At 56.1% G+C, this 14,127-nt stretch carries 7 protein-coding genes; 1 reads left to right on the top strand and 6 read right to left on the bottom strand.

All coding sequences use genetic code 11. From position 1 onward, the window contains the following. Positions 1 to 46: 46 nt before the first annotated feature. The gene (locus tag C5610_RS03390) at positions 47 to 1,555 is read left to right on the top strand and encodes a methyl-accepting chemotaxis protein (RefSeq protein WP_105305902.1); all 1,509 of its coding nucleotides are present in this window, start codon (positions 47 to 49) and stop codon (positions 1,553 to 1,555) included. Here the strand turns inward: C5610_RS03390 and C5610_RS03385 are convergent. The 6 genes from C5610_RS03385 to gltB form a co-directional block, all read right to left on the bottom strand. After that, complete coding sequence (locus C5610_RS03385; protein ID WP_158682651.1) at positions 1,552 to 1,836, bottom strand: hypothetical protein; 285 nt, start codon at positions 1,834 to 1,836, stop codon at positions 1,552 to 1,554. The two genes, C5610_RS03390 and C5610_RS03385, sit on opposite strands and share 4 nt — an antisense overlap. 516 nt (positions 1,837 to 2,352) lie before the next feature. Beyond that, positions 2,353 to 4,275 (bottom strand): PilZ domain-containing protein, encoded by a 1,923-nt coding sequence (locus C5610_RS03380; RefSeq protein WP_105305900.1) that lies wholly within the window; start codon positions 4,273 to 4,275, stop codon positions 2,353 to 2,355. A gap of 82 nt (positions 4,276 to 4,357) precedes the next feature. Further along, entirely contained in the window at positions 4,358 to 7,030 is a 2,673-nt protein-coding gene (locus C5610_RS03375; RefSeq protein WP_105305899.1) for a putative bifunctional diguanylate cyclase/phosphodiesterase, read from the bottom strand. A 120-nt stretch (positions 7,031 to 7,150) separates the two neighbouring features. Continuing rightward, a complete protein-coding gene (locus C5610_RS03370; RefSeq protein WP_105305898.1) occupies positions 7,151 to 7,993 on the bottom strand; it encodes an SDR family oxidoreductase in 843 nt (280 codons plus the stop codon). A gap of 39 nt (positions 7,994 to 8,032) precedes the next feature. Beyond that, on the bottom strand, positions 8,033 to 9,457 hold the full coding sequence (locus tag C5610_RS03365) for an FAD-dependent oxidoreductase (RefSeq protein WP_105305897.1): 1,425 nt from the start codon (positions 9,455 to 9,457) through the stop codon (positions 8,033 to 8,035). Next, positions 9,457 to 13,935: a glutamate synthase large subunit gene (gltB, locus tag C5610_RS03360; protein WP_105305896.1), complete on the bottom strand. Its 4,479-nt coding sequence runs from the start codon at positions 13,933 to 13,935 to the stop codon at positions 9,457 to 9,459. The genes C5610_RS03365 and gltB overlap by 1 nt, the downstream gene beginning before the upstream one ends. Positions 13,936 to 14,127 lie beyond the last annotated feature (192 nt).

Here is a 14,127-nt window from a genome sequence, read left to right as displayed (position 1 = left end):
ATTCAAGTATTCATCGTTTACCAGTACAAACTTGGAAGCCAACACTATGAATAACCACATCAATTGGGATGAGGATACGGTTTTTGTTTTTAGCCTTGATACGAATAATCAACTGACCTACTGCCCGGAAAACATACAAGGGTTAATGCAAACGGATAAAGCCTCCCTGCTGAAAAAACCCCTTAACAGCCTACTCGACACCGACCAACTGCCCGACTACGTCCTCGACGAACTTAAAACCTCGCTAAGCCGCGAAGTGCCGTGGCGTGCCATTATTCCCTTTCGAGTTCCCGGCCGCGGCACCGTCTGGTTTGATGTGCTGGTGCGCGCCATTTTCCGTGGCGGTAAAGTCACCGGTAGCCAATGGCTGATGTACAAAGCCGAGCAGGAACACGCGGAAAAGGCCAGTCAGGTCTATCGCAGTAAAAGCCAGGCCCTTTACAGCCGGCTGGAAACGCCCTTACTGCGGGCATTGGTAGCCGTCGTAGCAGTAGCCTCGTCACTGCTCATTCATCCGCTGGCCTTTATACCGGTACTGATTGCGGCCTTGATACCGCTGCTGAAGCTGCGCAGTAATAAACACTGGGAAAAAGCCCTCGATCAGGCCGACGGCGCCACCGCCAAAAGCCAGCACCGAATATTCGGCAGCGAATCACCGCTGGGTAAAGCCATGTACGAACTCGCCCTGCGTGACTCGTCGCTATTGGCACTCACCTCGCGTCTGGACGAAGGCAACAAAGTGCTGGCGGAATCCGTTAACACCACCGCAGAAAACGCCGCGCAAACCGCCGATGCCACCGAAAAAACCGTTGCTGAAATCGACCAGATCGCCGCCTCGATGGAAGAAATGGGTCAGACAGTGGATGAAATCGCTCTGAACGCTAACGACTCATCCAACGCCTGCGGCGAAGTCAGCGAGCAAACCAAAAGCGCGGCGCGCTTTATCTCTGACAGCAGCAAGAAAATTTCTACCCTGGTTGAGGAAGTATCACGCAGCGCCGAACAAACCGAAGAGCTGTCGCGCAACGCCGATTCGGTCAAAGAGGTCAGCGAGCAGATTGACGCCATTGCCGAGCAAACCAACCTGCTGGCGTTAAATGCCGCCATCGAAAGTGCCCGCGCCGGTGAACATGGCCGCGGCTTCTCCGTGGTTGCCGACGAAGTCCGGTCGCTGTCGCAGAAAACGCAGGAAGCGGTGGATAAAATCGAAGCAACGGTTAATCGCATGACCACCGCCATGGGTGCCTGGCGCGAGAAGATGTATCAACAGCGCACACTGGCCGAAGAATGCGGCGAATTAGGCCGCAAGTCCGAACAACAGGTGTATGAAGTGTCCGAAGCCGTGACCGCCATCAACGACCGCATGACGCAAATCGCGGTAGCCGCCGAACAGCACACCAGCGCGGTATCGGAAGTGAAAGAAAGCATGATGTCGATAAACGACAACGTTCGCGGTGCCAACAAACTCAGCCGCGACACCGAAGGCGAAGTCAAAGCCATCAAAACCCGGCTGCGGGAGTTCCGCTCACTGGTCGAGGCGTTTGAGGAAGATTAAGCGTTGCCCTGTTGGATCAACGCCGTGGCATACGTCAGGTAGGCGTCAACGGCGTTGTAGGCACTGGCGTTTAACAACTTGGTGGTATTCACCCGGCTTTTGCCAAGCCGCGCGGCCAGCGACTTGTGCGGTTCATCAGGGTGGGACAAATAGCAGCAAAGTACCAGTGCCTCGGTTTTGGTTAACGACGACAGGTGCGCATCAAACAGCTTAATGGTCACGCTCAGATGCCGCTCTAACTCAGGTTGCGACGAGGAAAACTGAAACAACTCGGATTTCATTTGTTCCAACCGATTCCCAGAGCGGACAAAAGCATCGCCGGTTGAGCTTTTGACGTTGTCGCGGAGTTTATCGATGGCGCCCACAGCGATACTATGGCGGACACCCACCTGCTCGGCCAATAAGGTTAAGCGAATTAAAGCTGCGAACCGATAATATCGCCGGTAATCACCGCCGCAAGAGGCGTCGCCATAGCCAACCTACCGTTTAATGTTTAATCAACACTCTTAAAAGTAACTAAATAGAGTTACTGAAATCGGTTATGAGATTCAACCTGAATATGCTGAAGTATTAGATAAACGCAGGATTGGCGGATAATGGTATACCAACTCGCTTTATTCATACTGCAACTTGCCGGCTCGTTAAACAAGCAAAAATGCCAATGCGGTTAGCCGATATCCATTCAGGACTTCACGCCCTTGAATTAGCCAAAAGTACGTTTAATGATGCTAAGTTTTGTCCACACTGTTGTATCGATAATCAGAAAACCACCCAAAAGACCAGTAAACAAAAGCTTCTTACGCGCTCATGGCCAGTCGCAGCAACGGCGCTGTCACATCCTGCACGCCGATGACGGCGTCGATGGACTTGATCTGCCGCTCGAGGGTTTTGGCACGGTGCGGCAGATAGCTTTGCACGTAGTTTAGATCGTCGCGCAAAACTTTGATGGCCGGCCGGCTGCAGCGATACAGCTCGACGTTTACCGCCAACAGCTTTTTCTGCTGATAGAGTTTTTGCATGTACAGGCTGGCTTCGTTAAAGCTGACAAAATCACTTAACCAGCGACCGTTGACGGTCGGTTCCTCATCACCGTCGCTCTGACTGAGGCGCAGCAACAGGGTTTTGGTTTTGGCGCTGTCACTGGGTTTGAGATCGTTAAGGCGCTGCAGCAACTCCTGCTCGAACTTTTCACCGCCGAGGATCTTATGGCTTTTGCTCAGCCACAGCTCGGGGTTCTGGAACCAACTAGGTAACCCGTGTTTAAACGGCATCAGCGCCGCCAGCCCGATGTCGCGTTGCAGATGCTGGTCCTGATGCACAAACAGCGCATTGCATAGGCCGCACTGGGTATAGAGCTGGATCAAACGCTGGTGTTCGCTGACCACTTTGGTGGCTTTTACGCCCTGGGTAAAAATTTGGTAGTTGCGCAGTGGCGCCAGCTTAAGCTCGGCGCTTTTGACCGTTTTCCAGGCCGGCAGCTCCAACTCGGACAGTAGCCCGACAAAGAATTTGTCGATGTGGCTATAGGTAACACTTAACACCAGCGACAGCACCGGATAGCCGGCGCGGCTTAATCCGGCAAGGATGTTTTTTATCGCCGGCTGCTGACGCATGGCCGAGCCGGGGATGGCAAACTGCCGCAATACGCCTTTAACCGGAAGCTGCACAAAGTAAAACGGTATTTGCAGCCGCGTCTGCTCGCTCTGGCCTCTTAGCTTAGCCAGTTTAAGGCGTATCCAGCGTTCGTTGATGAGGCCATTAAACAGCAACGGCTGCTGGCGGCAAATCTGCTCGAGCAGATCCTGGTTGCTCTGGGTTTTTATCGCGTAGGCGGCTTTTTCGGGCATGCCGTTAAACACCAGCGGAATGCCCTGCTGCGCCTGCAGCCATTGCATTTCATGGCCTTTCGAGCGAACCGAGTGGATGACGTGATCAACGTTCACCTTGTAGCGGTATTTGTAGCCGTTGAGCAAGCCGCTGAGCAGTTTATCCAGGGCATCAGCACCGGCCAGCGCCCGCCGCCGCAGTCGTAAATAGTTGTGGTTATCCTTTTTGTGGGTACCGAGCACCTGGTATTCGTAGGCGCGGGTGCCGTTAAAGACAAACTCGGAGGCCAGCCCGGTGTGGTACACCGACACCCGTTGCTGCTGCAGCTTTTGCACCGGGATGGTGCCGGGCAGCTTCAATTGCATGCCCTGCAATGAGATATCAACGGTGACCGCTTTGAATTTAGCCGGCTTACCGTCGATGGTGGTTTTTACCACCACATCGGTGACGAAGTTCATGCGCTCTTCGCTGCGACGGTAATAGCGCCCCAGCACGAAACTGCCCAGTTTACTGCCGTCATGGTCGGCGCGCTGTTTGTTGATGCGTTTTTGCTGCTGTTCTCGCACGTACTGCATGATGCGGCGGTAGGTTTCGACGGTGTAAATGCCGCAGTTGTTGCGAAGGCCCTCGGTGAACAGTTTCCTGGCGTCGTTATCGAGGAAGTGCGTTCGTCCATGATACGGGTAAACCTCCACCGGCCCCGGCACTTTGCGGCGCAGATCGATGGTTTCGGTGGCGGGCTTAGTTAACTCGTTAAGACGCAGTTTCAGTTGCAGTTTTTGCGGCCCGCTGAGGCGCTCGGTTTTTTCGCTGAACAGCTGTTCAAAACGACTTGAATGAACGTTCCCTTTCAGCTCGTTAACCAGCTTCTGCATGCTCAATCCATTGACCATTTCAACCCTCCTGTTAACACGAGGGCAACATAATCAAATGAGCTTTATAATGCAATAATGGTTCGTTGTCGCCGAGTGACCCCTACTTAATAACGTCAATTGACGTCATTTTCTTTTCTAGACTCGCCAGGTCGCAAGGCTTACTGAAGTAATACCCTTGCATCGCATCACAGCCTTTCTTGCTGAAAAAGGCTTTTTGCTCGGCGGTTTCGATGCCCTCGATGATGATGTGTTTGTTGACCGCCTTCAGCAGACTCAGGATCGACTCCAGCAGTGGATAATGACCATTGGCCGACGTTACTTCGCGGGTAAATATGCGATCCAGCTTAATGATGTCGACCGGCAGTTTGCTGATGTACGCCAGGCTCGAGTAACCGGTACCAAAGTCATCGATGGCAATTTTCACGCCGCGCTCGCGCAGCAGTGCCAGTTTGTCGCTGATCAGCCGTAAGTCGGTTAAGGCGATGCTTTCGGTCAGCTCCAGATGGAGCTTGTCGTACGGGAATTTCACGTGCTCGATTTGCGAGTTCAGTTCTGCCAGCACCGCTTTATGCTGAAACTGTTGCGATGACAGATTGATGGCCAGCGATACGCCATAGGCTTCGCACAGCGGTTTGATCTCCCGCAGCGCCTGCTCCTGAATTTGCCGGCCCAACTGAATGATTTGCCCGGTTTGTTCGGCAATGGGAATAAACACCATCGGTGACACCCAATGGCCGTCGCTGCGCTGCCAGCGCGCTAGCGCCTCAACCGACTCGATACGGCCACTGGCGGCATTAATGATCGGCTGATAATGCACGGTGATTTGCCGCTGATCGAGTGCGTCCTGTAACTGGTTACGCAACATCAGCGCTTGCTCGTAATGGCGCGCCATGTAATCCCGGTAGGTGCGATAGCCGTTGCCGCCACTGGCTTTGGCACTGCTCATGGCAACATCGGCGCGCTGGATGACCTCACTGGCGTCGAGCTCAGAGTTGTCGATTTTATAAATGCCGATACTGGCGGTCAGCGACAGCGAGAATTCTTCGATGACCAGCCGCTCGCGCACCCGCATCAGCAGGTTTTTGGCGTAAATCTGGCTGTCAAAGCGCGCGCGATGTTCGACAAAAACAATAAATTCGTCGCTGCTGAAACGCCCGAACCACACCCCTTTACCGGCGTCACCGCTTAAGCGCAGAGCAACTTCCTTGAGCACCAGGTTACCGATGCGAAACCCAAGGCTGTCGTTGATGGGTTTAAAACCGTCCAGGTCGATAAAGAACACCCAACCCGGTTGCTCGTATTCCTGCATGCAACTGTTGATGCGCTTTTCGATAAACAGCCGTCGGTACAGCTGCGTTACGTCATCGCGTGTCGCAAGGTTGGTCAGCGTTTCGTCCTGCTCTTTAATGCGGCGGTTACTGGCCAGTGCAAAGCCCATGATGGTGGCAAAAATAGCGCCGGCTAACAGTACCAGTTGTTTTACCCGAATTGACTGTAGAAAGCTGCTGTAGTCAGTCAATACCGCATAAAGACTCAACGGGTAACCGTTGCTGAGTTTGTACGCGTATTCCACCACCACGGTACTGTCGTTGATGATGCGTTCCAGTTCCTCACTGTTGTCCGGTAACGCCCGGGTGGACAACAGGGTGTCATTACGCAACCGGATGACGTTGCTGTATTCATCGGCCATACCACCGGATAACTTACTGAGCACCAGTTCCATATCAAAGAAATACAACGCCTGCAGCGGGTCGCCCGCGTCGTCCGCCCGGAACCCCAACACCACACTGCGATGCTGACGGTTGGAGCTGTTCTCGATGCTGATTTGGTCGCTGAGGTTTAACCGCCAGGTCTGAAATTCCGGCTGCATGATGTGCTCATAATTGGCACCGGCTTTACTGCCGCTGTGCCAACGAATGTCATCGCCTTGTAACAACATGACCGCATCCAGCAGCGGGAAGTCGTCGTACAAGCGCTGGCTTTCTTCGACCAGTGTGTTAAAACGCGGTTGTGGCGCTGCGACAACCCGCTCCGCCAACCGACTGAGGGTGCCGTAATGGTTCGTGAACGCGGTATTGATCGCGCGCCCGGTCTGCTCGGCCGACACCCGGCCGCGCTGCTCCAGCGACTGCAGTAATGAACCAGACTGATAAAACCACAGGCCGGCCACGCAGGTACAAACCGCGATGATGGCTGCCGAACTGGCGCGCCAGGTTAGGCGGGCGTTTCTGACGTCGATTTTATGCCACAGCAGCGGCGTCACCCCAACGACCACCATCATCAGCCCGTACACCGACACCTCAAACAGGTTCGACTGCGCGGATACGATGTCATTGAAGGCCCACAGCTTGACCACGTAGTACACACCGAGCAGTGCACAGAATAAGGCGCTGGGCACGCAGATCATCCAGCAGTGTTTAAACGCCCGGTAACAGAGGAAACTTAATGACAGCACGCCCAAATTAAGCGCCATTAACGGCGGGATTTGATGGTAGCCGGGGTCGATATCGCGCAGCACACCGAATAGCATCATCAGCGAATACAGTAGCAGGAGAGCACCGCACAGACGCAGTAAGGCACGCATGTTGAGGGTACCGGCAATCAGTGCGCCACCGACCAGCAAACCGGTAAACGCCGAAAAGAAGTCGAACAGCGGCAGCTGATTGAACAGTGGCGTAATAAAGGAAACAACAATGCCTATCACGCCAAGCAGTGTTGTGAGCACGCCCGCGGTCAGCGCATAAGAGGCTAAAAAGGTTTTATTCAGTCGCATGACCTACTGCTCCAGATTACCGCATTGCGGCAATCCTATTGGGCTGTAGGCCTAATAGCAATCCGTACTAAGACGTATTTTTAATAAAAGTTATAGACGCAACAGTAGGCGGGATAAACGCTACAGTGAATCCTTGAGCATTGCCTGGTAGCCGCTTTTAAAGTCGGGATGTTTTAAGCTAAAACCGCTGGCCCGCAGTTTTTTGTTGTTGCAACGTTTGGACCCTCTGGGTCCCGGCCCCGGTTCAACCTCGGAGGACACTTCCAGTTGCAGTTGATGCGCCAGCCATTGGTACACTTCGTACTGTTTGGTTGGGGCGTCGTCGCTGAGCAGGTAGAGCGGCGCGCGTTTCTCGGGGTTTTTAACGATGAACTCAATAAAGCGCGCGACATCGTCCTGATGAATGCGGTTGGTCCAGCTGTCGCGCAGGGTCACGTTGTGTTGTTGCAATTGCCGCAGCAGAAAGTCCCGCCCCTCGCCGTAAATACCGCTGCAGCGCAAAATGGTGCTGGTAACCGGTAAATCGGCGATCAGCCGCTCCGCCTGCAACAGCATCTTACCGGCGTCGCTGGCGGGCTTGGTCGGCGAGTCTTCGTCCACCCATTCGCCCTGCTGCTGGCCATAAACGCCGGTGCTGGACAGATAAATGATATACGGTGAGTAGTCCAGCCCGTTGATGACGTGCTGCAAATGCCGGCACGGCACCACGTAACCCTGACGATAGCCTTCGGCGCTGTATTCCGACGGCGTCAGGGTCACCAGAATGGCACCGTATTCGCGCCGGTAGAGCAGTTTTTTCAGATCCTGCTCGTTACCGGCATCGGCGGCGATCAGCTCGACGCCGTTGATGTGCGGTTTATTGTCAGGGTGGCGACAAACGCCCACCACGTGATGTCCGTCTGCTGTCAGCAGCCGCGCCGCACGTTGTGCAATGTCGCCGTAACCAATCGCTAATATGTTCATGCCCCGAAAATAGCGCAAAGCCGGGGCAATAGCAATGACTTAGCGCGGTGCCTGATCGAGCCAGTCGAGGATGCCTTCGGCGGCGGTGCGCCCTTCGGCGATGGCGGTGACCACCAGGTCGGCGCCGCGCACCATATCACCGCCGGCAAAGATTTTCGGGTTACTGGTCTGCATGCCGAATTCGCTGTCGCCGGTGGCAATGACGGTGCCCCAGTCGCTCAGCTTAACGCCGTGTTCGGCCAGCCACGCCGGCGGGTTGGGCTGATACCCAAAGGCAATGATGACGGCGCTGGCGGGCATCACAAATTCGGAACCGGAGACCGGCTGCGGCCGCCGCCGACCGTCTTCATCCGCCGGTCCCAGTTCGGTTTTTACCATGCGCACGCCGCTGACACGGCCATCATCGCCTTTCACGATTTCCAGCGGTTGCAGATTAAATTCAAACTGCACGCCTTCTTCACGGGCATTTTGCACTTCACGGCGCGAACCGGGCATGTTCTGCTCGTCGCGGCGGTAGGCACAGACCACCGAGCGGGCGCCCTGCCGAATAGAGGTGCGCACACAGTCCATGGCGGTATCACCGCCGCCCAGCACCACCACCTGCTCGTTGTTGACGTCAATCAGCGGGTACTCACTCATTCGCTGTTGCAGTAAGCGTTGGGTGTTGCCGATCAAAAACGGTAAGGCCGGATAGACACCGGGCGTATCCAGCCCCTGCAAACGACCGTCCAGCGCTTTGTAGGTGCCGAGTGCGAGAAATACCGCGTCATGCTGCTGCAGCAGGTCGGCAAAATCGAGGTCCTGGCCGACGTCGACACCGAGCTTAAACTCGATGCCCATGTCGGTGAAAATTTCGCGGCGCAAGGTCATCACCGACTTATCCAGCTTGAACGGCGGAATGCCATAGGTCAGCAGGCCGCCGATTTCCGGGTAACGGTCATACACCACCGGTTTAATGCCGTTACGTGCCAATACGTCGGCACAGGCGAGTCCGGCGGGGCCGGCACCGATGATGGCGACGTTTTCCGGACGCGGCTCAACCTCGGAGAGATCCGGCCGCCAGCCCTGAGCAAAGGCTTCGTCCACCATTTGTTTTTCGATGCTGCCGATGGTGACCGCACCAAAACCGTCGTTGAGTGTGCAGGCACCCTCGCAGAGGCGATCCTGCGGGCAGACGCGACCGCACACTTCCGGTAACGAATTGGTTTTGTGCATCAGCTCGGCGGCTTCCAGCACCCGCCCTTCGTTGGCCAGTTGCAGCCATTGCGGAATGTAATTGTGTACCGGGCACTGCCATTCACAATAGGGGTTGCCGCAGTCCAGACAGCGGTCGGCCTGACCCTGCAACTGGCGTTCGGACATTGGCTCGTAGATTTCCTTAAAGTCGATGCGCCGCTCGTCAACCGGGTGCTTGGGCGGATCGATTCGCTGTACGTCTAAAAACTGATAGATGTTCTTGTTCATTACATCACCTCGACCCGTAGTTCTGCGGTGGAGCGTGCACGATGGCCGAGTAACTCCTTAATGTTGGCACTTTTCGGTTTGACGATGTAAAACTCGCTGACCACGTGTTCGAAATCCTGCAGCAACTGCTGCGAATAAGCGCTGCCGGTGGCTTCATGGTGTTCGTGGATCAAACCGCGTAAATGTTCTTTGATGATGGGGGCGTCAACAGCTACGGCTTCCACCAGTTCGTGGTTCAGACGGCGGTGCAGATCGCCGTCACTGTCGCGCAGATAGGCGAAACCACCGGTCATGCCGGCACCGAAGTTGATGCCGCAACTGCCGAGCACAACGACGATACCGCCGGTCATGTATTCGCAGCCGTTGTCACCGATGCCTTCCACGACCGCGGTGGCACCGGAGTTGCGCACCGCAAAGCGTTCTCCGGCACAGCCGGCGGCGTAGAGTTTACCCCCGGTGGCACCGTACAGGCAGGTGTTACCCATGATGGTCGCCTGTTGGCTGAGGTAACGCACACCGGCCGCTGGCTTAATGACGATAAGCCCGCCGGCCATGCCTTTACCGACGTAATCGTTGGCGTCGCCGCTTAGCCGCAGCTTCAGGCCGCCGGCATTAAAGGCACCGAAGCTTTGCCCGGCGGTACCGGTAAAGTCCAGAGTGATGGGCGCCGCGGCCATGCCCTGGTTACCGTGCCGTGAGGCGATAAAGCCGGACACCCGCGCTCCGACCGAGCGGTCGTCATTGCGGATCGGCAATGACCAACTACCGCCGCTGCGCTGCTCGATGGCATCCTGCGTCAGCGCCAGCAGCCGTTGGTTTAAAGCGCCGCTGTCGTACGGCGGATTGCTTTCGCTGCAATACAGACTGTGCGCCGAACGGCTGCCGGCCGCCGCCAGCAGCGGGCTGAGATCCAGCTGTTGCTGACGCAAGGTGTCGCCGGGCAGGCGTTTGAGCAAGTCGGTACGGCCAATGGCGTCGGTCAGTTTGCTAAGGCCGAGTTCGGCGAGGATCTGACGCACTTCTTCCGCGACAAATTCGAACAAGGTAATCACCCGCTCCGGCAGCCCGCGGAAAAATTCTTTGCGCAGAGTTTCGTCCTGCGTCGCCACACCGGTGGCACAGTTATTCAGGTGGCAGATACGTAAGTACTTACACCCGAGCGCGATCATCGGCGCAGTACCGAAGCCAAAGCTCTCGGCACCCAGGATGGCCGCCTTGACAATATCGACGCCGGTTTTTAAGCCGCCGTCCACCTGCAGGCGAATTTTGTGGCGCAGGTTATTGGTCACCAGTGCCTGATGCACTTCGGCCAGCCCCAGTTCCCACGGCGAACCGGCGTATTTTACCGAGGTCAACGGACTGGCACCGGTGCCGCCGTCGTAGCCCGAGACAGTAATCAGATCGGCATAAGCTTTGGCCACACCGGTGGCGATGGTGCCAATACCCGGTGTTGAAACCAGCTTAACGCTGACCAACGCGTCGGGATTGACTTGTTTGAGGTCGAAAATCAGCTGCGCTAAATCCTCGATGGAATAAATATCGTGATGCGGTGGCGGCGAAATCAGCGTGGTGCCCGGTACCGCGTAGCGTAGTTTCGCGATTTCCGCGGTGACCTTTTCGCCCGGCAACTGACCGCCTTCGCCCGGCTTGGCGCCCTGGGCGACTTTTATTTGAATCACGTCGGCATTGATCAGGTAATGCGGTGTAACGCCGAAACGACCCGAAGCAACCTGTTTGATGCGCGAGTTTTTCAGGCTGTTGAAGCGTTTTGGATCTTCACCGCCCTCGCCGGAGTTAGAATGGCCGCCGATTTTATTCATGGCAATGGCGAGCGCCTCGTGGGCTTCGGCACTGAGCGCGCCAATCGACATGGCGGCGGTGTCGAAACGCTGGAACAACTGTTCTTTCGGCTCTACCCGGTTTAGCTCAATCGGCTGGCAGGCGCTGCGATCAAGCGCCAGCAAATCGCGCAGATGGGTGACCGGGCGCTCGTTCACCAGTTTGGCGTAGGTGTCGTAGTCCTGCTGATTGCCGCTGGCGACGGCTTTCTGCAGGCTCATCACCACATCCGGATTGTAGGCGTGGTACTCACCGCCGTGGACGTATTTGAGCAGACCGCCCTGCGGCAGCGGTTTTCGATGCAGCCAGGCGCGCTGATACACCTGTTGCAGATCCTGCTGCAGATCGCTGAAGGTCGCGCCACCAATACGCGCCGGGGCGTTGGCAAAACACAGCTCACGCACCTGTTGATCAAGGCCGACCACCTCAAACAGCGAGGCGCCGCGATAACCGGCAATGGTGGAAATGCCCATTTTTGAGAGAATTTTCAGCAAGCCTTTATTGAGGCCGTTGCGGTAATTGATCAGCGCCTGCTGCAGTTCCAGATCCAGCCGCTGCTGTTGCACCAGTTGCTCGACGGTTTCATAGGCCAGATACGGGTACACCGCGGTCGCGCCCAGTCCCAGCAACACTGCCATGTGGTGCGGATCGCGGGCACTGGCGGTTTCGATGATGATGTTGGAGTCACAGCGCAGGTTGTTATCCACCAGCGCCTGCTGAACCGCGCCCACCGCCATCGCCGCCGGGATCATTAACTGACCTTGCTGCAAATCGCGGTCGGAAAGTATCACGATGACCACCTGCTCGTCGCGAACCGCCGTGATAGCGCTTTCAATTAATTGCGTCACCGCACCTTGTAAGTCATCGGCGCGCCCTTCCTGACCGGCACCGAACGCCAGCGACAGGGTTTTGTGTTTGTAATGGGTCGGGTCCATTTCGCGCAGTTGCTTGAGGTCCGTGTACATCAGTATCGGCGATTCGAACGCCACCCGGTCGGCGTCACCGGAGGCTTCGTTAAACACATTGTGCTCGCGGCCGATGATGGTTGCCAGCGACATCACGTGACGTTCCCGAATCGGGTCGATGGCCGGGTTGGTCACCTGGGCAAACTGTTGACGGAAAAAGTCGTACAGCAGCCGCGGTTGCTGCGACAGCACCGCCGTGGGGGTATCATCGCCCATCGAACCCACCGCTTCCTGAGCGTCTTTGGCCAGTACCGCGACCACCTGCTGCAGCTCTTCCTCGGTATAGAGGTTGGCTTTGTGCAACACCTTCATCATTTTGTCGTCGTATAGGCGCACACCGATTTTATCGGCACTGCAACGTTCAAACGGCAACAGCGTGCGCCGGTGCTGATCCAGCCATTGGCGGTAGGGGTGGCGGTCCTTTAATTCGTCTTCGATGGCCTGGTTATACCAAATGCGACCGGTGTAGGTGTCCACCGCCATCATCTGGCCGGGACCAAGGCGCCCTTTTTCCTTTACGTTGCGCTCGTCGTAATCCCAGATGCCCACTTCCGAGGCGATGGTCAGTACCCCGTCGTTGGTCAGTACATAGCGCGCCGGGCGCAGGCCGTTTCGGTCAAGACAGCAGGCGACGTGCCGACCGTTGCTCATGACCACCCCGGCCGGACCGTCCCAGGGTTCCATGTGCAGCGCGTTAAATTGATAGAAGGCACGCATTTCTTCGCTCATGGTGTTATCGCCCTGCCACGCCGGCGGGATCAGCAACCGCATGGCGCGGAACAAGTCCATGCCGCCGGCCAGCAGCAATTCCAGCATGTTATCCAGTGACGCCGAGTCGGAGCCGCTCATGCCCACGATCGGGGCAGCGTCCTGTAAATCCGGCAACAACGGGGTCTGCAACTTGTAAGCGCGGGCTTTCGCCCACTGGCGGTTGCCGCGGATGGTGTTGATTTCGCCGTTGTGGGCAAGAAAGCGGAACGGCTGTGCTAAGTGCCAGCGCGGCTGGGTATTGGTGGAAAAGCGCTGATGAAACAGACAAATGCTGGTTTTTAACGCCGGATCGGCCAGATCCGGAAAGTAGCGCGGCAGATCACCGGCCATCATCAGCCCTTTGTAAACCAGCAACAAGCTGGACAGCGAAGCAATGTAGAGGGTATCCGGGTCGCTGATGTGCTTTTCGACGCGGCGACGGGCCATGTACAGCCGTCGTTCGATGTCTTTTTTACGCCACCCCGGCGGCGCCGACACCAGTACCTGTTCGATCACCGGTTCTGATTGTTTGGCGCCCTCACCGAGCACGTCGTTGTTGGTCGGCACCTTACGCCAGCCGGTTACTTCGAGGGTTTCTTTCTGCAATTCCTGTTGGATCAGGGTACGGGCGGCTTCGCGCTGGTCACGGTTGCGGGCAAAAAACACCGTTCCGACAGCAAACTTTTTGCTCAGTCCCCACCCCTGGGCTTTGGCGTAATCGCGGAAAAACTGCTCCGGCATCTGCAGCAACAGCCCACAGCCGTCGCCGGTTTTACCGTCGGCGCCAATACCGCCACGGTGTTGCATACGGTCCAGTCCGGTTACGGCGGTACTGATGAGGTCATGACGGGCGGCGCCGTTGATGTCGGCAATTAAACCGAAGCCGCAGTTATCGCGCACGTCGTCATGCTGATACAAACTCATACAAAGCTCCAATGAATGATTATTCATTTAAGCTAGATTATCATGCGAAAGCCGTTAAATGTAATAGATTTGTTGAATAATCGCCATTATCCCCTTGGGAGTAGCCCCGGAATACTCCTTCATTTCACTCGCCAAATGCGCATAACGGCGTCATTTTAATGACATCTTTTGAACAACCTTAAAGGTGTCATC

The sequence above is a fragment of the Idiomarina sp. OT37-5b genome (genome assembly GCF_002968395.1).
GTDB lineage: Bacteria > Pseudomonadota > Gammaproteobacteria > Enterobacterales > Alteromonadaceae > Idiomarina > Idiomarina aquatica.
The sequence above is the reverse complement of the archived record's forward strand: the minus strand, read 5'-3'. Positions and strand labels throughout refer to the sequence as shown.